Annotated in this window: 17 protein-coding genes; 13 read left to right on the top strand and 4 right to left on the bottom strand. The window is 71.8% G+C overall.

What is annotated here, in order from left to right; translation table 11 throughout:
- Nucleotides 1-68: 68 nt before the first annotated feature.
- Complete coding sequence (locus OG322_RS28225; RefSeq protein WP_123471458.1) at nucleotides 69-278, bottom strand: hypothetical protein; 210 nt, start codon at nucleotides 276-278, stop codon at nucleotides 69-71.
- Nucleotides 279-406: 128 nt separating this feature from the next.
- On the opposite strand from OG322_RS28225, the gene OG322_RS28220 reads away from it, so the two are divergent.
- The 5 genes from OG322_RS28220 to OG322_RS28200 all read left to right on the top strand — a co-directional run bounded on the left by OG322_RS28220 (nucleotide 407) and on the right by OG322_RS28200 (nucleotide 6372).
- Nucleotides 407-1609 carry a bifunctional adenosylcobinamide kinase/adenosylcobinamide-phosphate guanylyltransferase gene (locus OG322_RS28220; protein ID WP_123470174.1) on the top strand — a complete coding sequence of 401 codons (1203 nt, stop codon included), beginning with the start codon at nucleotides 407-409 and terminating at the stop codon, nucleotides 1607-1609.
- A gap of 41 nt (nucleotides 1610-1650) precedes the next feature.
- Nucleotides 1651-2478, top strand: coding sequence for a class I SAM-dependent methyltransferase (locus tag OG322_RS28215; protein WP_123470176.1), 828 nt, complete (start codon nucleotides 1651-1653; stop codon nucleotides 2476-2478).
- A gap of 129 nt (nucleotides 2479-2607) precedes the next feature.
- Complete coding sequence (cobT, locus tag OG322_RS28210; protein WP_123470178.1) at nucleotides 2608-3741, top strand: nicotinate-nucleotide--dimethylbenzimidazole phosphoribosyltransferase; 1134 nt, start codon at nucleotides 2608-2610, stop codon at nucleotides 3739-3741.
- A gap of 91 nt (nucleotides 3742-3832) precedes the next feature.
- The gene (locus OG322_RS28205; protein WP_123470180.1) at nucleotides 3833-5644 is read left to right on the top strand and encodes a phosphatidylglycerol lysyltransferase domain-containing protein; all 1812 of its coding nucleotides are present in this window, start codon (nucleotides 3833-3835) and stop codon (nucleotides 5642-5644) included.
- Nucleotides 5641-6372 (top strand): hypothetical protein, encoded by a 732-nt coding sequence (locus tag OG322_RS28200; protein ID WP_123470182.1) that lies wholly within the window; start codon nucleotides 5641-5643, stop codon nucleotides 6370-6372. The genes OG322_RS28205 and OG322_RS28200 overlap by 4 nt, the downstream gene beginning before the upstream one ends.
- Here the strand turns inward: OG322_RS28200 and OG322_RS28195 are convergent.
- Nucleotides 6315-7076 carry a hypothetical protein gene (locus OG322_RS28195; RefSeq protein WP_123470184.1) on the bottom strand — a complete coding sequence of 254 codons (762 nt, stop codon included), beginning with the start codon at nucleotides 7074-7076 and terminating at the stop codon, nucleotides 6315-6317. The genes OG322_RS28200 and OG322_RS28195 overlap by 58 nt on opposite strands.
- A gap of 88 nt (nucleotides 7077-7164) precedes the next feature.
- Here OG322_RS28195 and OG322_RS28190 point away from each other — a divergent pair, with 88 nt between their 5' ends.
- Entirely contained in the window at nucleotides 7165-7944 is a 780-nt protein-coding gene (locus OG322_RS28190) for an adenosylcobinamide-GDP ribazoletransferase (RefSeq protein ID WP_124283860.1), read from the top strand.
- Nucleotides 7945-7963: 19 nt separating this feature from the next.
- Here the strand turns inward: OG322_RS28190 and OG322_RS28185 are convergent, their stop codons facing one another.
- Nucleotides 7964-8809 carry an endo alpha-1,4 polygalactosaminidase gene (locus tag OG322_RS28185; protein WP_123470188.1) on the bottom strand — a complete coding sequence of 282 codons (846 nt, stop codon included), beginning with the start codon at nucleotides 8807-8809 and terminating at the stop codon, nucleotides 7964-7966.
- Between the two features lie 247 nt (nucleotides 8810-9056).
- Here OG322_RS28185 and OG322_RS28180 point away from each other — a divergent pair, with 247 nt between their 5' ends.
- The 7 genes from OG322_RS28180 to OG322_RS28150 all read left to right on the top strand — a co-directional run bounded on the left by OG322_RS28180 (nucleotide 9057) and on the right by OG322_RS28150 (nucleotide 19954).
- Nucleotides 9057-10592 (top strand): leucyl aminopeptidase, encoded by a 1536-nt coding sequence (locus OG322_RS28180; RefSeq protein WP_123470190.1) that lies wholly within the window; start codon nucleotides 9057-9059, stop codon nucleotides 10590-10592.
- A 490-nt stretch (nucleotides 10593-11082) separates the two neighbouring features.
- The gene (gene lpdA / locus OG322_RS28175) at nucleotides 11083-12471 is read left to right on the top strand and encodes a dihydrolipoyl dehydrogenase (protein WP_123470192.1); all 1389 of its coding nucleotides are present in this window, start codon (nucleotides 11083-11085) and stop codon (nucleotides 12469-12471) included.
- Between the two features lie 61 nt (nucleotides 12472-12532).
- Nucleotides 12533-14368, top strand: a complete 1836-nt coding sequence (sucB, locus tag OG322_RS28170) for a 2-oxoglutarate dehydrogenase, E2 component, dihydrolipoamide succinyltransferase (protein WP_329307178.1) — start codon at nucleotides 12533-12535, stop codon at nucleotides 14366-14368.
- Nucleotides 14369-14517: 149 nt separating this feature from the next.
- Entirely contained in the window at nucleotides 14518-15141 is a 624-nt protein-coding gene (locus OG322_RS28165; RefSeq protein WP_266412193.1) for a GntR family transcriptional regulator, read from the top strand.
- 299 nt (nucleotides 15142-15440) lie between these two features.
- Nucleotides 15441-18110, top strand: a complete 2670-nt coding sequence (gene aceE, locus OG322_RS28160; RefSeq protein ID WP_123470198.1) for a pyruvate dehydrogenase (acetyl-transferring), homodimeric type — start codon at nucleotides 15441-15443, stop codon at nucleotides 18108-18110.
- Between the two features lie 261 nt (nucleotides 18111-18371).
- The gene (locus OG322_RS28155; protein ID WP_123470200.1) at nucleotides 18372-19352 is read left to right on the top strand and encodes a helix-turn-helix transcriptional regulator; all 981 of its coding nucleotides are present in this window, start codon (nucleotides 18372-18374) and stop codon (nucleotides 19350-19352) included.
- Nucleotides 19353-19432: 80 nt separating this feature from the next.
- Nucleotides 19433-19954 carry a DUF4240 domain-containing protein gene (locus OG322_RS28150; protein ID WP_123470202.1) on the top strand — a complete coding sequence of 174 codons (522 nt, stop codon included), beginning with the start codon at nucleotides 19433-19435 and terminating at the stop codon, nucleotides 19952-19954.
- 28 nt (nucleotides 19955-19982) lie between these two features.
- Here the strand turns inward: OG322_RS28150 and OG322_RS28145 are convergent, their stop codons facing one another.
- The gene (locus tag OG322_RS28145) at nucleotides 19983-20753 is read right to left on the bottom strand and encodes an SDR family NAD(P)-dependent oxidoreductase (RefSeq protein ID WP_124283864.1); all 771 of its coding nucleotides are present in this window, start codon (nucleotides 20751-20753) and stop codon (nucleotides 19983-19985) included.
- Between the last annotated feature and the right edge of the window lie 96 nt (nucleotides 20754-20849).

Genomic DNA, 20849 nt, shown 5'->3' with positions numbered 1-20849 from the left:
GCGGAGGCGCGGAGGCCGCCCGGCGCGGGCGCCGGGCGGGCCCTCGGGCCGCCCGGCGCCCGTCCGGGTCAGCTCTGCTCGGCCTGGAGGCTCATCGGGCCGTAGATCTTCGTCGCGTCGTCGAAGAGCGTCACCTGGGCCGCCCCGCCGTCGAGGAGTTCCTTCCAGTACTCACCGATCCAGGACTCCGCGTCACCCTGCGTCGTGAATTCCTCCGGCTGAAGGGCCGGCTCCGTCTCCGTACCGTCGGACTTCTCGAACCGCCACGTCCACGCCATGTCCGCCTCCTGGGTCACTTTGTTCCGTCCCGCAGCCTAGTGCTTCGGACCAGCACGGGAAGGGGCCCGCGCGCGCCCCGTACCCCCCACGTCGCGCACCCGGTGCCGGTACGCGGGAGGATCGGACCGTGGAACTGACTCTGCTCGGCACCGGAGCCCCCGACGGGCTGCCGCGGCCCGAATGCCCTTGCGCCGCCTGCGCCACCGCCCGCGGGGTGCGCAGCAGGGCCGCGACCGCCCTGCTGGTCGACGACGCGCTGCTGCTCGATCTCACCCCCGGGGCCGTGTTCGCCGCCGCCCGCGCGGGGCACTCGCTCACCGGCGTACGTCAGGTGCTGCTCACCCATCCGCACGACGGCCCCGCCGTCGAGCTGCCCGCGGGACTGCCGCCGGCGGGCCGGGTGCCGGACGGGCAAGTGCTGACGCTGATCAGCGGGCACCGGGTGCGGGCCGTGCCGATGGACGCGCCGGGGACCGGGTACGAAGTGGCGGCGCCGGAGGGCGAGCGGCTGCTCTACCTGCCGCCGGGCGCCGCCCCGGCCGGTCTCACCGACCGGATGGCGGAGCCGTACGACATGGTGGTCGGCGACGTCGTGGGACGGCCCGACGCGGTGGCCCGGCTGCGGGCCGTCGCGGCGATCGGCCCGGCCACCGAGGTGGTCGCCGTCCATCTGGACCATGACGCACCGCCCGGCCCGGAGCTCGACCGCCGGCTCGCGGCGGCGGGCGCGCGGGCCGTGCCGGACGGGACCACCCTGGCGGTCGGCGGGTACCACGCGGTACCGGATGTGCCCCGGCGCACGCTGATCACCGGCGGAGCGCGGTCGGGGAAGTCGGTCGAGGCCGAACGGCGGCTGGAGACGTATCCGGAGGTCGTGTACGTGGCGACCGGCGGCGTCCGGAACGGCGACGCGGAGTGGGCGGCCCGGATCGGACTGCACCGGGAGCGCAGACCGGCAGCCTGGCGCACCGAGGAGACCTGCGAGCTGGTGGAACTGCTGACCTCGGACGGGCCCCCGCTGCTGATCGACTGCCTGTCGCTCTGGCTGACGGACGCGATGGACCGGGTGGATGCCTGGGACGACGCGGCGTGGGCGGGCGGCGGGGAGAGCACGCTGCGGAAGCGGACGGCGGAACTCGTGGCCGCTGTCCGCGGGACGCGGCGTACCGTCGTCGTGGTGACCAACGAGACCGGCTCCGGCGTGGTGCCCGCGACGGCGGCGGGGCGGCGCTTCAGGGACGAACTGGGCCGGCTGAACGCCTCGGTGGCCGCCGAGTGCGAGCAGGTGCTGCTGGTGGTGGCCGGGCAGTCGCTGACGCTGCGCGGCTGACGGGCTGCCGGCCGGCGGCGGACGGAGTGAGGAGCGGAGCCATGGCGCGTGTGCGGCCGATGCTGGACGGGGTACCGGAGACCCTGTTGTGGACGTTGTACAACCGGGCGTACGAGGCCGGCCGGCGCTATCCGGTGCTCGACGACCCGATGGCGCTCCAGCTGCTGGCGGGGCTGGACTACCCGTTCGAGGAGCGGTTCGGTCTGCCCAACGCGTTCAGCTCTCAGGCGCAGGGACTGCGCTCGCGCTGCTTCGACCTGGCTGTGCAGGCGTACCTCGCCGACCGTCCGGAGGCCACCGTGGTGGCGCTCGGCGACGGCCTGGAGACCGGGTTCTGGCGGGTCGACAACGGCCGGCTGAACTGGCTGAGCGTGGAGCTGCCCGAGGTGGCCTCGCTGCGCCGGACGCTGCTGCCCCCGTCGGACCGGCTGCGGACGCTGTCCGGATCGGCGACCGCTCTCTCCTGGCTGGAGGGGATCGAGGACCCGGCGGGACGGGGTGTCGTCGTCACCGCGCAGGGGCTGCTGATGTATCTGCGGCCCGCCGAGGTGCGGAGGATCATCGCGGCCTGTGCCGAGCGGCTGCCGGGCGGGGTGTTCGTCCTGGACTCGATGTCCCGGTGGATCGCGAAGGGCACGGTGGCGGGCACCTCGAAGGTCGGCGGCATGACGGTCCCGCCGATGCGCTGGGCGATGGACCCGGGCGAGCGGCAGAAGCTGCGCGGCGCGCATCCGGCGATCACTGAGGTGCGTGCGCTGCGCCTGCCGCGCGGGCGCGGTGCGATGGGTGAGCTGATCCGCGTCCAGAATCTGCTTCCCGGGGTGCGGACCCTGACCCCCGCCATGACCCAACTGCGGTTCGGCGGCTGAGCGGCGCACCGGCCGGGGCCGGAAATCGCGGCAGGTACTGTTCCGCAGTGGGAGGCCACCCGGCGACCTCTGAGCCCGCCGCCGGGCTCCCCGGCCCACACGACGTATCGACCCGCGAGGCAGACCCCCGTGAATCTGGACGACTTCTCCGACCTGATCGAACGCCCCGACGGGGGTGTACGGCGAGATGCCGAGGAGCGCCGGGAGCGCTTCATCGTGCCCCCGGGCGCACTCGGCCGCCTCGACGAGCTGGGCGAGTGGCTCTCGGCCGCCCAACAGGCCGTGCCGGTCAGGCCGATCGAGCAGCCACGGGTGGTGCTGTTCGCCGGTGACCACGGGGTGGCGGCGCTGGATGTCTCCGGACGTGCGGCCGGCAGCGCGCACGAACTGGTGCGGGCCACGCTGGAGGGTGCGACGCCGCTCGCCGTGCTGGCCCGCCGGTTCTCCGTACCGGTGCGGATCGTCGACGCCGGTCTGGACTGCGACCCGGAGCTGCTGCCGGAGCAGGTGGTTCGGACCCGGGTACGGCGGGGCAGCGGCCGGATCGACATCGAGGACGCGCTGACGGCCGAGGAGGCCGAGCAGGCGGTGCGCCTCGGTATGGCGATCGCCGACGAGGAGGCCGACTCGGGCACGGACCTGGTGGTGCTCGGCGATCTGAGCGTCGGCGGCACGACGGCCGCGGCCACCCTGATCGCGGCGCTGTGCGGCACCGACGCCTCGGTGGTCACCGGGCGCGGCGGCGCGGGCATCGACGACCTGGCCTGGATGCGCAAGTGCGCGGCGGTCCGGGACGCGCTGCGCCGGGCCCGGCCGGTCCTGGGCGACCAGCTGGAGCTGCTGGCCACGGTGGGCGGCGCCGATCTGGCGGCGATGACCGGCTTCCTGCTGCAGGCCGCGGTGCGCCGGCTCCCGGTGATCCTGGACGGGGTGGTCTCCGCCGCCTGCGCACTGGTCGGCCAGCGGGCGGCGTTCCGGGCGCCGGACTGGTGGCTGGCGGGTCAGCTGAGCGGTGAACCGGCGCAGGCGAAGGCGCTGGACCGGATGGCGCTCAACCCGCTGCTCGACCACGGCGTCATCACCGGCGAAGGAAGCGGGGCATTGCTCGCACTTCCGTTCGTACAGGCCGCGGCCGCGCTGGCGGCGGAACTGCCCGAGCGCGCACCGGCCGCCGACGAGGACGACGAGAAGGAAGACGAGAAGGACGGCGAGGAGACGGCCGGCGGCGAAGGGGCCAACGGAAACGAACCGTCCGGGGACTGACGGGGAGCAGCTGGCCAATCGGCTGCGGTCGCCGGACACCGGCCGCAGAGTCGCCCCTTATGAAGTGTGATGCCCCATATGATCGCTTTTCATGGGAGAGGTCAGATTGGCCAGCGAGGAATCCGGACGGGGCGCCGTCCAGCCGCAAAGCACCGTCCGGTCGCAACGCAGCGCGGCCTTCGCCATCTGGTACCTGCGCGTCGTGTCGTTCATCAACTTCCTGAGCGCCGTCTGGGTCACCTTGGGCCAGGATCTGCGGCGTCACAACACCGAGAACTACTTCACGCCCTATCTGCTCACCGCGGGCTTCTCCTCCGGGGTGGTGGCGCTCTTCCTCGCGGTCACCATGCGGCGGCGCAAACGGGCCGCGTGGATCGTCAACATGGCGCTGAGCGGGCTCACCCTGCTGCTCTTCGCCGCGGTGATCGGCTTCCCGGAGATCCGCCGGTACCCGCAGAACTGGATCTCGCTGGTCCTTACCGCCTCCTTCGTCCTCGCGCTGGCCCTCGGCCGGCGCGAGTTCTACGCCAAGGGCGACCGGTCCAATCCGAAACTGGCCGCGCTGGTGGCGGTCGTCGGGCTGCTGGTCGCCTCGCTGATCGCCACGGCTCTGGTCACGGTCACCAACACCGCGCACGACGGGGCCCGTTCGACGTTCCTGGACCGCTGGCGCTACGGCGCGCTGCGGCTGGTGTCCGTCGCCGACAACGACACCCTGATCCCCGGGATCACCACGCCCGGCTGGGTCAACGTCGTGATCAACATCATGTCGACGCTGCTGCTGATCGCCGTCGTGTACGCGGCCTTCCGCTCCCGCCGGGCGGTCGACCCGATCAGCCCGCAGGACGAGGAGGCGTTGCGCGTCCTGCTCGACAAGCACGGCCAGCGGGATTCGCTCGGGTACTTCGCGCTGCGCCGCGAGAAGAGCGTCATCTGGTCGCCGACCGGGAAGGCGGCCGTCACCTACCGGGTGGTCGGCGGGGTCTCACTGGCCTCCGGTGATCCGATCGGCGACCCGGAGGCCTGGCCCGGGGCGATCGGCCCCTGGCTGGCCGAGGCCCGCGAGCACGGCTGGACCCCGGCGGCGATGGGGGTCAGCGAGGAGGGCGGCAACGTCTACGCCCGGCACGGACTCGACGCCCTGGAGCTCGGGGACGAAGCGATCGTGGAGACCGCCGAGTTCACCCTGGAGGGACGGGCGATGCGCACCGTCCGCCAGGCGTACAACCGGGTCAAGCGGGCCGGGTACGACGTGACGGTGCGCCGTCACGAGGAGATCCCCGAGGCCGAGATGGCCGAACTGGTGCGCAGGGCCGACGACTGGCGCGACGGGGCGACCGAGCGCGGCTTCTCGATGGCGCTGGGGCGGCTCGGCGACCCGGCCGACGGCCAGTGCGTGATGCTCGAATGCCGGGACATCAACACCGCGCCCGCCGATGGCGACGGTCCCGGCGAGCTGCGCGCCGTGCTGAGCTTCGTCCCCTGGGGCCCGAACGGCCTCTCGCTCGACCTGATGCGCCGTGACCGGAACGCCGAGAACGGCCTGATGGAGTTCATGGTCATCGAACTCCTGCAACGGGCCGAGAAGATCGGCATCGCTCAGGTCTCGCTGAACTTCGCGATGTTCCGCTCGGTCTTCGAGCGGGGATCGCGGCTCGGCGCCGGGCCGGTGCTGAGGCTGTGGCGGTCGCTGCTCAGCTTCTTCTCGCGCTGGTGGCAGATCGAATCGCTGTACCGCGCCAACGCCAAGTACCGGCCGATCTGGGAACCGCGCTACATGCTCTTCGAGAAGAGCTCCGACCTGCTGCGCATCGGCATCGCGGCGGGACGCGCCGAAGGGTTCCTGGAGGCGCCCGGTCTGCCCAAGTGGCTGCACCGCTCGCACCTCGGACCGCGTGGATGAGACCGCTGCGCGCCCTCGGCCGTGCGGCCCGCCGGGAGTGGGGTCCGCTGTGGACGACCGTACGGGCGGCGCTCGTCGCCGACCGGCTGCGGGCCGTCCCGATGACGCTGGCCGCGGTCTGCCTGACCGCGCTGCTCCAGGTGGTGCAGAACCAGTCATGGGGCTTCGGCCCGGTACAGGCACTCGGTGCGGTGCGGGCCGAAGACCCGCTCTGGATGGCTCTGCTGCGTACCCCGCTGTCGTTGTTCGTCCCCGCGCTGGACCTGCCGGTGTGGGGTGCGCTGGCACAGTTGCTGCTGGTGTTCGGGATCGCCGAGATCTGCCTGGGCCCTTGGCGGACGCTGCTGATCGCGTACGTCGCCACCCTGGCCGGGACGCTGTACGCGCGCATCGGCGTCGCGGTCGGCCCCGACGGGTTCCTCGGGCTGCCCGCGTCCGACTCCCTGGTCGTCGACACCGGCCCCTCAGCCGCCGTGGTCGCCCTGGCGGTCTACCTCTGCCATGTCCACCGGGCCTGGTTCACCGGGGCGCTGGTGATCGCGGCGATGGTGGGCGAGGTGGCCGTCAAGGGCAACCTGGCGGGCAAGGAGCATCTGGCGGCCATCGCGGCGGCCCTCGTGCTGTGCGCGGTCTCGGCCCGCCACGACCGGCGCAGGCTGCGCCGCCGCGGTCAGGGTTTGGACGTGGGGGCCGGGACCCGGTCCGGTGCGCCGCCGATCAAGTCCTGAAACCTGCGGCGCGGGCCGGCCCAGCGGACGTCGTGGTGGTAGGCGCGCAGCACCGCACGGGAGCGGGCCCGGTGCCGGTTCCGGTAGAACCGCTTCGCCCACATCGAGGTGGGGCGGGCCAGCCGGATCGCCCCGAACAGGGCGACGAACGGGATCAGGGTGCCGACCACCGCCATCCGCGTCTTGCCCTTGAACAGGGAGATCAGCACAAAAAGGAAGTTGACGACGAGGGTGAGGACGACGCCGATCCTGCCCTGCTGCTCGTCGTCGCTCAACTCGTTCACGCCGAGCGGGGAGAACCCGCCGAGGACGAGCAGCACCAGGGCCGCGGTGAGGACCACGACCTCCACGCTCTGGCGGCCCTGCTCGGTCCAGTACACGTCGTCCAGGTGCAGGATCAGCGCGAATTCGTCCAGCACCAGCCCCGCGCCCGTGCCGAAGACCACCGCGCAGATCCCGGCCGTGACGCCGTGCCGCCCGCTGGCCACCGCGCCGAAGCCGCCGACCACGCTCAGCACCACGCCGGGCACCACGTGGTGGACATGGACCCCGCCCGGGGTGAAGTTGCGGAACGGTCCCTTCCCGGCCCGGATCATCCGGGTGATGACCCGGGTGATCGCGAAGGTCAGCACGAAGGAGGCCAGCGCCAGGAGCAGGGGCAGCTTCCCCGGCTCGACGATGTTCTGATCGAACCAGTGACCCATGCCACCCACTCCCGATAAACCGCTTTCGCCCCGGTCCATGGCGTTTTGGACAATCTATCGGCCGCGCCCACCGATTAGCCTGCGCGCCGTGACCTCCCTGAACAGCCACGGCATACGTTTCGCCTTCGGCACCCTCACCGTGATCCCCGTCCGCGTCACCCGCTGGGACCGCGGGGCCGCGCGGGCCGGAATGCTGTGCGCCCCGCTGGCCGGTCTGGTCGTGGGGGTCCTCGCGGCGGTGCCCGGGAGCCTGTTGCTGCTGTTCGGCTCGGGGCCGCTGCTCGCCGCGGTCGTCTCCGCCGCGGTGCCGGCGGCCCTCACCAGGGGGCTGCATCTCGACGGTCTCGCGGACACCGCCGACGGCCTCGGCAGCGGAAAGCCGGCCGAGGACGCGCTGCGGATCATGAAGCAGTCGGACATTGGACCATTCGGTGTGATCACCCTGCTGTTCGTGCTGCTGGCACAGGTGGCGGTCCTTCAGCAGCTGTACGCGCAGAGCTGGGTGCGGGGTGCGGTGGCGGCCGTCGCGGCCGGGGCCGTCGCCCGGCTCGCCCTCACCCTGGCTTCCCGCAGCGGGGTCCCGGCGGCCCGGCCGGAAGGGCTGGGCGCCGCGGTGGCCGGCACGGTCCCGGTCCGCGGCGCGGTGGCGGTCGCGCTCGTGACGGTGGCGGCCTGTGCGGGCGCGGGAGCGCTGCTCGGCGGGTACGGGGCGCTGCGGTACGGCCTCGCCGCCCTGACCGCTCTCGCGGTCGCCCAGCTGCTCCTGCGCCACTGCGTGCGGCGCTTCGGCGGGGTGACCGGCGATGTGTTCGGGGCGCTGGCGGAGACGGCGGCGACCGTGACGCTGGTGGGGCTGGCGCTCGGCTGACCGCCGGTCCGCCGCCCCGTCAGCTCCCGGCCGCCGGGCACTCCCTGCGCCAGACGCCGAGCTCGTACTTCTTGAGCAGCGAGCTCAGCCCCAGCCGCCGGGACTGCGCGCAGAACCGCGCCACGGGCAGCTCGTACTCCACGTGGAAGACCGCCTTGCCCGCCTTCACGAACGGGGTGAGGTCCTCGCACTCCTCGTACTGGGCGCACTGTTCGTTCACCGCGAAGTCGAAGTCCCCCACCAGCTGCGGAATCTGCGGGAGGTCGTTCTTCAGGCCGACGGCGAGGCCGTGGCGGTGGGCGACGCGGGCGATGAGCCGGTTGTAGCGCAGCTGGTCGGCGGCGGTCAGCGGGAAGCCGGTCCGGTTGCGGTAGCCGTCCATGTTGTCGGGCTCCACCGCGTCGAAGCCCTTCTTCGCGCACATGGCGATCCGGGTCTCCATCAGCGGCTCCAGGACACCGGTGCGGCGGATGTCGAGCCAGCGCTCCCCGGCCCAGCCGTTGCTCTTCCCGAGGACCGCGGCGGGGAAGTCGTCCGCGTCCGGCCGGAACTCCTCCCAGGCGCCGGTGGAGAGGTAGCAGATGACCTTGCGCCCCTTGCGGTGCAGCCCGGACACCTGGGCCGCGTCGTGATCGAAGCCGTCGATGTCGTACACCGGGGCGTCCACGGTGGTGTCCAGCCGGCCGGAGAGCTGCCACTGCCAGTCGGTGCCCGGTCCGGGCCGCCAGCGCCCCGCTGCGGGCCGGCCGGACCCGGCGGATTCCGGCGCCGGGGCACAGCCCGCCAGCACGGCCAGCAGAATCAGTACGGTGACGGGCAGCACAGCCGGCCCTCCGGTCACACGTGTGGCCACCCGTTCGCGCATCGTTCCCCCTGCTCGCCGCGGTGCCGCCAACATCGTTGCGGTCGCACCCCGTTCCCCCGGGAAGATCATCCCGGCATGACAACCGTACGACTGCCGGAGCGCACTGGCGGCCCGCCGCCGTGATCCGGCGGCAAGGGCGCGCGTAGGCTCATTCCCGGCACATTGCGGCGGCGTCTACGATGCGCCGGGCACGGTCGGCCCACCCCTCGACCGGCAAAGAACTCTACGGAAGCGAGATTTCACCACCGTGACTGCTCTCACTCTCAGCACCTCCGGTGCGGCGACGCTGCGCGCCGACGCACTCGTCGTCGGCGTCGCCAAGGGCGTCAAGGGCCTGGTCCTCGCACCGGGCGCCGAGGCCGTGGACAAGGCGTTCGGCGGAAAGCTCGCCAACGTCCTGGAGACCCTGGGCGCCTGTGGTGCCGAGGGCGAACTGACCAAGCTCCCCGCACCCGACGGCCTGAAGGCCCCGGTCGTCATCGCGGCCGGACTCGGCCCGGTCCCGGAGAAGGACGGCGCCTACGACGCCGAGGCACTGCGCCGGGCCGCGGGCTGCGCCGCCCGCTCGCTCACAGGCTCGAAGAAGGCCGGCTTCGCGCTGCCCGTCGGCTCCGTCGAGGACGCCGAGGCCATCGCCGAGGGCGCGCTGCTGGGCGCGTACGCCTTCACCGCCTACCAGCGCGGCGAGAACAAGCTGGCCCCCAAGGCCGCCGGTGGCGCCAAGCTGCCGCTCGCCGAGGTGGCCCTGCTCGGCGCCAAGCCCCGCGACAAGGCGTTCAAGGCCGCCGCGGAGCGCGCCGTCGCGCTGGTCGAGGAGATCAACCGCGCCCGCGACCTGATCAACACCCCGCCGAACGACCTGTACCCCGAGTCCTTCGCCGCCGTGGCCACCGCCGCGGGCAAGGAGCACGGCATCAAGGTGCAGGTGCTCGACGAGAAGGCACTCGTCAAGGGCGGCTACGGCGGCCTGCTCGGCGTCGGACAGGGCGCGGCCCGCGGTCCGCGCCTGGTGAAGCTCGCCTACACCCACCCGAAGGCGGAGAAGACCCTGGCCCTGGTGGGCAAGGGCATCACCTACGACTCGGGCGGCATCTCGCTGAAGCCGGCCGGCCACAACGAGACGATGAAGTGCGACATGGCCGGCGCCGCCGCCGTGTTCGCCGCCGTCGTCGCGGCCGCCCGCCTGGGCCTGCGCGTCAACGTCACCGGCTGGCTGGCGCTGGCCGAGAACATGCCGTCGGGCAACGCCACCCGCCCCGGTGACGTGCTGAACATGTACAGCGGCAAGACCGTCGAGGTCCTCAACACGGACGCCGAGGGCCGTCTCGTCCTCGCCGACGCGCTGACCCGCGCCTCCGAGGAGAAGCCGGACGCGATCGTCGACGTGGCGACCCTGACCGGCGCGATGGTGCTGGCCCTGGGCAACCGCACCTTCGGCATCATGGCGAACGACGACGCCTTCCGCACCTCGATCCACGAGATCGCCGACGAGGTCGGTGAGGCCTCCTGGCCGATGCCGCTCCCCGCCGACCTGCGCAAGGGCATGGACTCCCCGACCGCCGACATCGCCAACATGGGCGAGCGGATGGGCGGCGGCCTGGTGGCCGGTCTGTTCCTCCAGGAGTTCGTGGGCGAGGGCATCGCCTGGGCCCACCTGGACATCGCGGGCCCGGCCTTCCACGAGGGCGCCCCGTACGGCTACACACCGAAGGGCGGCACCGGATCCGCGGTCCGCACCCTGGTGAAGCTGGCGGAGCGCACCGCAGCCGGAGACCTCGGCTGAGAGGCCGGCGGTTGACCTCGGACCGGAAAGCGGACGCGGTCTGGTGCGTGCGATTCCAAGGCGGAGGAGGGAGGCGACGCGGAGCGTCGTCGACCGACGACAACGCCGGAAGCATGCGTGCCAGGGCGTGGCCGCCCGGTCAGAGGTCACCCGGCGGCCTCTGAGCTCGCAGCTGATGGACGGCCCCGGGCATACGTCCGGGGCCGTCCGTGTTCCACCCACGGCACCGCGGCCGGATCCGGGCGGGTTTCGCTCTCGACGAAATCAGCCCGTCCCTACGCAGCGGTAACCACCTGGGACGGACGGACATCCGTCCCAGACCCGGGCCCCGCGTCCCGCCCACCGTCAACAAGTGCGAAGATGGGTTCTCGGCAGGACAGGGCCCCCACCACAGGGCCGAATGACAAAAGCGGCCGAACACCAGCCGACCGGCCGGTCACACCCCGATGACGGGGCCCGGCGTACGGCGCACATGCATGGAGGACGTGACGTGGCGAACGACGCCAGCACCGTTTTCGACCTAGTGATCCTCGGCGGTGGTAGCGGCGGTTATGCCGCGGCCCTGCGCGGAGCGCAGCTGGGCCTGGACGTCGCTCTGATCGAGAAGGGCAAGGTCGGCGGCACCTGCCTGCACAACGGCTGCATCCCGACGAAGGCCCTGCTGCACGCCGGTGAGATCGCCGACCAGGCGCGCGAGGCCGACCAGTTCGGTGTCAAGGCCACCTTCGAGGGCATCGACATGGAGGCCGTCCACAAGTACAAGGACGACGTGATCTCGGGCCTGTACAAGGGGCTGCAGGGTCTCATCGCCTCCCGCAAGGTGCACTACATCGAGGGTGAGGGACGGCTCTCCTCCCCCACCTCGGTGGATGTGAACGGCCAGCGCATCCAGGGCCGCCACGTGCTCCTGGCGACCGGCTCCGTGCCGAAGTCGCTCCCGGGCCTGGAGATCGACGGCAACCGCGTCATCTCCTCGGACCACGCGCTGAAGCTGGACCGGGTCCCGAAGTCGGCGATCGTGCTGGGCGGCGGCGTCATCGGCGTCGAGTTCGCCTCGGCGTGGAAGTCCTTCGGCACCGACGTCACCATCATCGAGGGCCTGAAGCACCTGGTCCCGGTCGAGGACGAGAACAGCTCGAAGCTTCTTGAGCGCGCGTTCCGCAAGCGCGGCATCAAGTTCAACCTCGGTACGTTCTTCCAGGGTGTCGAGTACACCCAGGACGGCGTCCGCGTGACCCTCGCCGACGGCAAGACCTTCGAGGCCGAGCTGCTGCTGGTCGCCATCGGCCGCGGCCCCGTCTCGCAGGGCCTCGGTTACGAGGAGGCCGGTGTCGCGATGGACCGCGGCTACGTCCTCGTCGACGAGTACATGCGGACGAACGTGGAGACCATCTCGGCCGTGGGCGACCTGGCCCCGACGCTCCAGCTCGCGCACGTCGGCTTCGCCGAGGGCATCCTCGTCGCGGAGCGGCTGGCCGGTCTGAAGACCGTTCCGATCGACTACGACGGTGTCCCGAAGGTGACGTACTGCCACCCCGAGGTCGCCTCCGTCGGTATCACCGAGGCCAAGGCCAAGGAGCTCTACGGAGCGGACAAGGTCGTCGCCCTCAAGTACAACCTCGCGGGCAACGGCAAGAGCAAGATCCTCAAGACCGCGGGCGAGATCAAGCTCGTCCAGGTCAAGGACGGTGCCGTGGTCGGCGTCCACATGGTCGGTGACCGTATGGGCGAGCAGGTCGGCGAAGCCCAGCTGATCTACAACTGGGAGGCGCTGCCGGCTGAGGTCGCGCAGCTCATCCACGCCCACCCCACGCAGAACGAGGCGATGGGCGAGGCCCACCTGGCTCTGGCCGGCAAGCCTCTGCACTCCCACGACTGATCAGTCGACCGGGCGCGACGACCGACCTACTTCCGCACATTCGTAAGGAGCAACTGAAACCATGTCGGTTTCCGTAACCCTTCCGGCGCTCGGCGAGAGCGTCACCGAGGGCACTGTCACCCGTTGGCTGAAGGCCGAGGGCGAGCGCGTCGAGGCCGACGAGCCGTTGCTCGAGGTCTCGACCGACAAGGTCGACACCGAGATCCCGGCCCCCGCCTCCGGCATCCTGGCCGCCATCAAGGTCGCCGAGGACGAGACCGTCGAGGTCGGCGCCGAGCTGGCCGTCATCGACGACGGCACCGGCGCGCCGGCTGCCGCAGCAGCGCCGGCCGCCGAGCCCGAGGCCGCCCCGGCACCGGCACCGGCACCGGCACCGGCTGTCGAGGCCCCCGCCGCCGCTCCGGCCCCCGCAGCCGAGGCTCCGGCCGCCGCCCCGGCCGGTGGCGCCGCCGGGACCGACGTCACCCTTCCGGCGCTCGGCGAGAGCGTCACCGAGGGCACCGTCACCCGCTGGCTGAAGGAGGTCGGCGAGGAGGTCACGGAGGACGAGCCCCTCCTGGAGGTCTCCACGGACAAGGTCGACACCGAGATCCCGGCCCCGGTTTCCGGTGTGCTGCTGGAGATCGTCGTCGCCGAGGACGAGACCGCCGAGGTCGGCGCCAAGCTCGCCGTCATCGGTGCTCCCGGTGCCGCTCCGGCCGCTGCTCCGGCCGCCGCTCCGGCCGCTGCTCCGGCCGCCGCTGCTCCGGCTCCGGCCGCCGCTGCCCCGGCGCCCGCCGCCCCGGCTGCTCCGCCTGCTCCGGCACCGGCCGCTCCCGCGCCGGCCGCCCCGGCTCCGGCGGCTCCGGCCGCACCGGTCGCCGCTCCGGCACCGGCCGCTCCGGCGCCCGCCGCCGCTGCTCCGGCTCCGGCTCCGGTCACCCCGGCGGCCCCGGCCGCTCCGGCCGCGACCTCCGGTGACGACGGCGCGTACGTCACGCCGCTGGTCCGCAAGCTCGCCGCCGAGAACAGCGTCGACCTGGGCGCGGTCAAGGGCACCGGCGTCGGTGGCCGTATCCGCAAGCAGGACGTCGTCGCCGCCGCGGAGGCCGCCAAGGCCGCCGCTGCCCCGGCACCCGCCGCCGTGCCTGCCGGAGGCCATGCCGCCTCCAAGGCGCCGAAGCTGGAGGTGTCCCCGCTGCGCGGTCAGACGGTCAAGATGACCCGCATGCGCAAGGTCATCGGCGAGAACATGATGAAGGCGCTGCACTCGCAGGCTCAGCTGACCACGGTCGTCGAGGTCGACGTCACCAAGCTGATGAAGCTGCGCAACAAGGCGAAGGACGCCTTCGCGGCCCGTGAGGGCGTCAAGCTCTCCCCGATGCCGTTCTACGTCAAGGCCGCTGCCCAGGCGCTGAAGGCCCACCCGGTCGTCAACGCCCGGATCAACGAGGACGAAGGCACGATCACGTACTTCGACTCGGAGAACATCGGCATCGCCGTGGACGCCGAGAAGGGTCTGATGACCCCGGTCATCAAGGGTGCGGGCGACCTCAACATCGCCGGTATCTCGAAGAAGACCGCCGAGCTGGCCGGCAAGGCCCGCGGTGGCGGCCTGACGCCGGACGACATGTCCGGTGCCACCTTCACCATCAGCAACACCGGCTCGCGCGGTGCGCTGTTCGACACCGTCATCGTGCCGCCGAACCAGGCAGCCATCCTGGGCATCGGCGCCACCGTCAAGCGTCCGGCCGTCATCGAGACCGCCGAGGGCACCGTCATCGGCGTCCGCGACATGACGTACCTCTCGCTCTCCTACGACCACCGTCTGGTGGACGGCGCGGACGCCGCCCGTTACCTGACCGCGGTCAAGGCGATCCTGGAGGCCGGTGAGTTCGAGGTCGAGCTCGGCCTCTGAGCACCGCAGTTGTAACCAGCCTCACCAGCGGCGCCCCCGTCCGGAACACTCCCGGGCGGGGGCGCCGCCGTATTGTCTAGACACCACCTGTCGCCCCCGGCAGCGGGGGTGGGTGCAGGCAGCACCGGTTTGCCCCGAAGGAGCCACACATGACCCCGCCCGTCGTCCACTCGCTGCGCGAGCAGATCCGCGAGCACATCGTGGACGGGATCGTCAGCGGGCGCTGGAAGCCGGGCGAGCGGATCGTGGAGCGGCGCATCGCCACCGAGCTGGAGGTCAGCCAGACGCCCGTGCGCGAGGCGCTGCGGGAGCTGGAGACGCTCCGGCTGATCGAGTCGGCACCCAACAAGGGCGTCCGGGTCCGCAATCTCACCGCGGCCGATCTGGAGGAGAGCTATCCGGTCCGGGCCGGTCTGGAGCAGATCGCCGCGGAGCTGGCGGCCCCCGGGCTAGGCGAGGACTGCTCGTTGCTCGCGCCCCATGTGACGGCGCTGTACGAGGCGGACCGGCGGGCCGACGGCGAGGCCCAGGTGCGCCACACGGTCGGTTTCCACCGCGAGCTGGTCCGGGCGGCCGGGAACGCGGTGCTGCTGCACACCTGGGAGGGGCTGGGCATCGAGGTGTTCACGGCGCTCTCGATCCGCTGGCTCGGCACGGTGCAGAAGTCGTACGCCGAGGAGCACGAGGCGCTCATCGAGGCGTTCCTGCGCAAGGACCCGGACATCGGTGTGCTGGTCAAGGCGCATGTGCTCGGCTGCGCACCGCGCGCCTGAAACGCATGAGGGCCGAGTACTGGCCGGGTGCCGGCTGACTCCCGGGCGGGTACGCATCTGTCGTGAGGGGCGCTCTCCTGTGCAGGCGAGCGCCTGTTTTGTCTGATTTACCCCGTCACTCCGTGCCCTGTTCTGCGGCACCCCATGCCACTTTCTTCATATCGAGAAGTTTTGCCTTTCATCCTTTGATCGATCATCGATCGGCGACTTAGAGTTCACCAGCGGGCCCACCGGCCCCATCGCCCTGTCCTGCCAGTCAGGGACTTCTCCACCCCCCTCCTCACCGGAAGGCGGCGAACATGACCGACCCCGTAGGAAAGCTTCCGAGCGAGCTCGACCAGCTCCCGGACCGCGACCCCGAGGAGACCGCCGAATGGGCGGCCTCCCTCGATGCCGTCACCAAGGCCGCAGGCCCGCACCGCGCCGCATACCTGATGCGCCGCTCGCTCCAGCATGCCGAGGGCGCCGGTCTCGCGCTGCCCAAACTGCTGGAGACCGATTACGTCAACTCCATCCCGACCGCCGCCGAGCCCGCGTTCGACGGCGACCTGGAGATGGAGTCCCGGATCACCGCCTGGAACCGCTGGAACGCGGCCGCGATGGTCACCCGTGGCTCCCGGCTCGGCGTCGGCGGCCACATCGCCACCTTCGCCTCGGCGGCCTGGCTGTACGAGACCGGCTTCAACCACTTCTTCCGCGGCAAGGAGGGGGACGGCTCCGGCGACCAGCTCTACATCCAGGGCCACGCCTCCCCCGGCATATACGCCCGCGCCTTCCTGGACGGCCGGCTGAGCGAGCAGCAGCTCGACAACTTCCGCCAGGAGGCGGGCGGCGAGGGTCTGCCGTCCTACCCGCACCCGCGGCGGCTGCCCTGGCTGTGGGAGTTCCCCACCGTGTCGATGGGCCTCGGCCCGCTCTCGGCGATCTACCAGGCGCGCTTCAACCGCTACCTGACCAACCGCAACATCAAGGACACGTCGAACTCGCACGTCTGGGCCTTCCTGGGCGACGGCGAGATGGACGAGCCCGAGTCGACCGCCGCCCTCGCCCTCGCGGCCCGTGAGCAGCTCGACAACCTGACCTTCGTCATCAACTGCAACCTGCAGCGGCTCGACGGTCCGGTCCGCGCCAACTTCCGGGTGGTCCAGGAGCTGGAGGGCGCGTTCCGCGGCGCCGGCTGGAACGTCATCAAGACGCTCTGGGGCAACGCCTGGGACGAGCTGTTCCAGCTCGACACCACGGGCGCCCTGGTGCGCCGGCTCCGGGAGGTCCCGGACGCGCAGTTCCAGACGTACGCCACCCGCGACGTCGCCTACATCCGGCAGCACTTCTTCGGCGCCGAGCCCGCTCTCGCCGAGCTGGCGAAGCTGCTCACCGACGCGAAGATCGCCGAGTGTTTCCACACCTCGCGCGGTGGCCACGAGGCCCGCAAGGTGTACGCGGCGTACAAGGCCGCGGTCGAGCACAAGGGTGCGCCGACCGTGATCCTCGCGCAGACGGTGAAGGGCTACACGCTCGGCCCGGGCTTCGAGTCGCGCAACGCCAACCACCAGATGAAGAAGCTCGACGGCAAGCAGTTCCGCGCCATGCGCGATCTCCTGGAGCTGCCGATCCCGGACTCGAAGCTGGACGAGAGCCTGGTGCCCTACGGCCACCCGGGCGCCGACTCCCCCGAGGTCCGCTACCTCCAGGAGCGCCGTGCCGCCCTCGGCGGCCCCGCCCCGGCCCGCCGGGTGCACGCGGTGGCCCTGCCGCAGCCCGAGGAGCGCGCGTTCAGCGCGCTGAAGAAGGGCTCCGGCAAGCAGGAACTGGCCACCACGATGGCGTTCGTCCGCCTGGCCAAGGACCTGATGCGGGACAAGGAGACCGGCAAGCGCTGGGTTCCGATCGTCCCCGACGAGGCCCGCACCTTCGGTATGGAGGCGCTGTTCCCGTCGGCCGGCATCTACTCGCCGCTGGGCCAGACGTACGACCCGGTCGACCGCGACCAGCTGATGTACTACAAGGAAGCCAAGGACGGCCAGGTCCTCAACGAGGGCATCACCGAGGCCGGCGCGATGGCCGACTTCATCGCCGCTTCCACGTCGTACGCGACGCACGGCGAGCCGATGATCCCGTTCTACATCTTCTACTCGATGTTCGGCTGGCAGCGTACGGGTGACCAGTTCTGGCAGCTGGGCGACCAGCTCGGCCGCGGCTTCGTGGTCGGTGCCACGGCGGGCCGCACGACCCTCACGGGCGAGGGCCTCCAGCACGCGGACGGTCACTCGCACCTGATCGCGTCCACGAACCCGGCGTCGCTCAACTACGACCCGGCGTTCGCGTACGAGATCGCGGTGATCGTCCAGGACGGTCTGCGCCGGATGTACGGCCCCGACGCCGAGAACGTCTTCTACTACCTGACGGTCTACAACGAGCCGAAGCCGCAGCCCGCGATGCCGGAAGGCGTCGAGGAGGGCATCGTCAAGGGCCTCTACCGCTTCAAGGAGGGCGCGCCCGCGAAGGCGGACGCGCCGCGCCTTCAGCTGATGGCGTCCGGTACGGCGATCCACTGGGCCCTGGAGGCCCAGGAGCTGCTGGCCGCGGACTGGGGTGTCACGGCCGACGTCTGGTCCGCCACCTCGTGGGGCGAGCTGCGCCGGGAGGCGCTGGAGTGCGACGAGGCGCTGCTCCGCGGCGAGCATCGGGTGCCGTACGTGACCCAGGCGCTGGAAGGCGCACCGGGTCCGGTCCTCGCGGTCAGCGACTGGATGCGCGCGGTGCCGGACCAGATCAGCCAGTGGGTGGAGCAGGACTGGTCCTCGCTCGGTACGGACGGCTTCGGCCTCTCCGACACCCGCGAGGCTGCCCGCCGCCACTTCGGTGTCGACGCGCAGTCGGTGACCGTCGCGGCACTGGCCCAGCTGGCCCGCCGTGGTGAGGTGACCGCGTCGGCGGTCAAGGAGGCCCGCGAGCGGTACGGGCTCTGACGGCCCGGAGGACGGGGCGGGCCCGGCTGCCCGCCCCGTCCTCCGCGTGCGTCTGCCCCGCTCCGGCACAGGCTCTGTCCTCAATCGCCGGACGGGCTGCTTTTCCCGCCGGAGCGTTGCCATGTGCCGCTGCTCGCACTTCAAGCCGGTCCGGCGGCACTTCAAAGCCCGGCCGGCGCTTGCAGCCACCCCCGGCCGGCGCTTGCGGCCGCCGCCCCGGGCCCGGGAACACACGCCCCGTGGCGCGGTCACAATGGCCGCATGCGTGCTGCCCGGCTCATCAGAATGGTGCTGCTCCTGCAGTCCCGCCCCGCCATGACCGCCGCCGAGCTCGCCCGGGAGCTGGAGGTGTCGGAGCGGACCGTCACCCGGGACGCCCAGGCGCTCTCCGAGGCCGGGATCCCGGTCTACGCGGAGCGGGGGCGGGCGGGCGGGTACCGGCTCGTCGGCGGGTACCGCACCGGGCTCACCGGTCTCGCCCGTGACGAGGCCGAGGCGCTCTTCCTCTCCGGGCTGCCCTCCGCGCTGCGCGAGATGGGCCTGGAGGACGCCGCGTCCGCCGCCCGGCTGAAGGTGTCGGCGGCCCTTCTCCCCTCCCTGCGGGACGCCTCCACCGGTGTCAGCCGGCGCTTCCACCTGGACGCACCCGGCTGGTACCGGGAACCGGCCACCCCCGAACTGCTGCCTGCCGTGGCCGAGGCGGTCCGGGACGACCGGACGGTTCTGGCGCGCTACCGACGAGCCGGTCAGGACACCGAGGTGGAACGGGAGCTGGCGCCGTACGGACTCGTGCTCAAGGCCGGGGTCTGGTACCTCTGCGCCCGCGCGGCGGACGACTTCCGGGTGTACCGGATCGACCGCTTCACGGCCGTCGCCGTGTCGGACACCCGGTTCGTCCGGGACGAGGGCTTCGACCTGCCGGGCTTCTGGAACGAGCGCGCGGCCCAGTTCGCCCGGTCGATCCTGCGTACCGAGGTGACGCTGCGTCTCTCGGAGGCGGCGGCCGGCCGGCTGCCGGACACCGTGGACCGCGCCGCCGCCCGGGACGCCCTGGACGCGGCCGGCCCGCCCGGGGCCGACGGATGGGTGACGGTCACTCTGCCGGTCGAGTCCCTGGACGTCGCGTACGGCCAGTTGCTCTCCCTGGGACCGGAGTTGGAGGTCCTGGAGCCGGCCGCGCTGCGTAGCCGCTTCGCCGCCGCCGCCGAACAGCTGAACGCGCTCTACCGGCGGCCCCGGTAACGGTTGCGGGGGAGCCGTAAGGCTTCATTTCGGTGTCTCCGCGTGCGTCGCCCGCCGCCAAGGCAGATGCTGGACCCGTGATGGACGAGACGGAATTCTGGGAGCTCATCGACAGCACCCGCGAGGCCGCCGACGGTGACCCCGAGGACCACGCCGACCTGCTGGTCGAACGCCTGGTGCAGCTCGATCCCGATTCCGTGCTGGACTTCGCCCGGCACTTCGAGGCCCGCTACAACCGCGCCTACCGCTGGGATCTGTGGGGCGCCGCCACCGTACTGCTCGGCGGGGCGAGCGACGACGCCTTCGACTACTTCCGCTGCTGGCTGATCGGCCAGGGCCGAGAGATCTTCGAGGGCGCCGTGCACGATCCGGACAGCCTCGCCGAGCTCCTCGACGACTTCGACGAGGAGCTCGACGGGGACGCGGAAGAGCTGGGCTACGCCGCCGACGAGGCGTACGAGCAGCTCACCGGGGTGGTCACGCCGGACCTCGGGCTGCCGCCCCAGCCCGCCGAGCCGGAGGGCACCGCGTTCAGCTTCGAGGACGACGCGGCCCTGGCCGACCGCTTCCCGCTGCTCCAGGAGCGGTTCGGCAGCGTCTGAGCCCTGCCGCGCCCGCCCGCGCTCCCGATCAGTAGTGGGTGCCGCCGTCGATGCGGATCTCCGTACCGGTGATGAACGCGCCGTCCTGCGAGCCGAGCATCGCGACGACGCCCGCCACGGTGTCCGGGCTGGCGAAGCCCTCGCCCAGCGCGGGGGCCAGCTTCGCGAAGAGCGACATGTCGGCGTCGGCCGGGAGCCCCGGGCCGTTGCCACTGGTCATGTCGGAGGAGATCGAGCCGGGCGCGACGGCGGCGAAGCGCAGCCCCTGCTTGCTGTACTCGGCGGCCAGCGCGTGGGTCATCGACTGGATGCCGCCCTTGCTCGCCGCGTAGGCCGACATGTAGGGGTGCGCGAAGCTCGCCGACGTCGAGGAGAAGTTCACGACGGCCGGCTTGTCGCCCGCCAGCAGTGCCGGTATCGCCTCGCGGATCATCAGGAACGTGCCGGTGAGGTTGACCGCGATGACCTTGTTGAAGAACTCCAGCGACGTCTTGTGCGTGTGCTCCGAGCGCAGGATGCCCGCCGCGTTGACCAGCACGTCCAGTCCGCCGAGGGCGGTCACGGCGGCGGCGACGCCGGTACGGACGGCGGTCTCGTCCGAGATGTCGAGGACGGTGGTGGTGAGGCGGCCGGCGGTGCCGTTCGCCTCGGCGGTGCCGTACGTGGCCTTCAGGCCCGCCTCGCTGACATCGGCGGCGACCACACGGCCGCCCTCGGCGAGGACGCGGTGGACGGTGGCCTGTCCGATGCCGGAGCCCGCGCCGGTGATGAGTACGCGTCGGCCTTCGTAGCGGTTCATATGAGGTCTCCCGATCTCGAATCCCCCGATGACAATCTCATTTCTTGTCCACTGTACGCCTACGTGGCACGTTTTGCCATGACGGCATTGTGCGCA

The sequence above is a fragment of the Streptomyces sp. NBC_01260 genome, from assembly GCF_036226405.1.
Taxonomy (GTDB): Bacteria; Actinomycetota; Actinomycetes; order Streptomycetales; family Streptomycetaceae; genus Streptomyces; species Streptomyces laculatispora.
This window is presented reverse-complemented; position numbering and strand designations above follow the sequence as displayed.

Coding starts and splice junctions, on each gene's coding strand:
- OG322_RS28225 (WP_123471458.1), bottom strand. CDS start 278: ATGGCGTGGACGTGGCGGTTCGAGAAGTCCGACGGTACGGAGACGGAG.
- OG322_RS28215 (WP_123470176.1), top strand. CDS start 1,651: ATGGCGCGTGTGCGGCCGATGCTGGACGGGGTACCGGAGACCCTGTTG.
- OG322_RS28205 (WP_123470180.1), top strand. CDS start 3,833: ATGGGAGAGGTCAGATTGGCCAGCGAGGAATCCGGACGGGGCGCCGTC.
- OG322_RS28200 (WP_123470182.1), top strand. CDS start 5,641: ATGAGACCGCTGCGCGCCCTCGGCCGTGCGGCCCGCCGGGAGTGGGGT.
- OG322_RS28195 (WP_123470184.1), bottom strand. CDS start 7,076: ATGGGTCACTGGTTCGATCAGAACATCGTCGAGCCGGGGAAGCTGCCC.
- OG322_RS28185 (WP_123470188.1), bottom strand. CDS start 8,809: ATGCGCGAACGGGTGGCCACACGTGTGACCGGAGGGCCGGCTGTGCTG.
- sucB (WP_329307178.1), top strand. CDS start 12,533: ATGTCGGTTTCCGTAACCCTTCCGGCGCTCGGCGAGAGCGTCACCGAG.
- OG322_RS28165 (WP_266412193.1), top strand. CDS start 14,518: ATGACCCCGCCCGTCGTCCACTCGCTGCGCGAGCAGATCCGCGAGCAC.
- aceE (WP_123470198.1), top strand. CDS start 15,441: ATGACCGACCCCGTAGGAAAGCTTCCGAGCGAGCTCGACCAGCTCCCG.
- OG322_RS28155 (WP_123470200.1), top strand. CDS start 18,372: ATGCGTGCTGCCCGGCTCATCAGAATGGTGCTGCTCCTGCAGTCCCGC.
- OG322_RS28150 (WP_123470202.1), top strand. CDS start 19,433: ATGGACGAGACGGAATTCTGGGAGCTCATCGACAGCACCCGCGAGGCC.
- OG322_RS28145 (WP_124283864.1), bottom strand. CDS start 20,753: ATGAACCGCTACGAAGGCCGACGCGTACTCATCACCGGCGCGGGCTCC.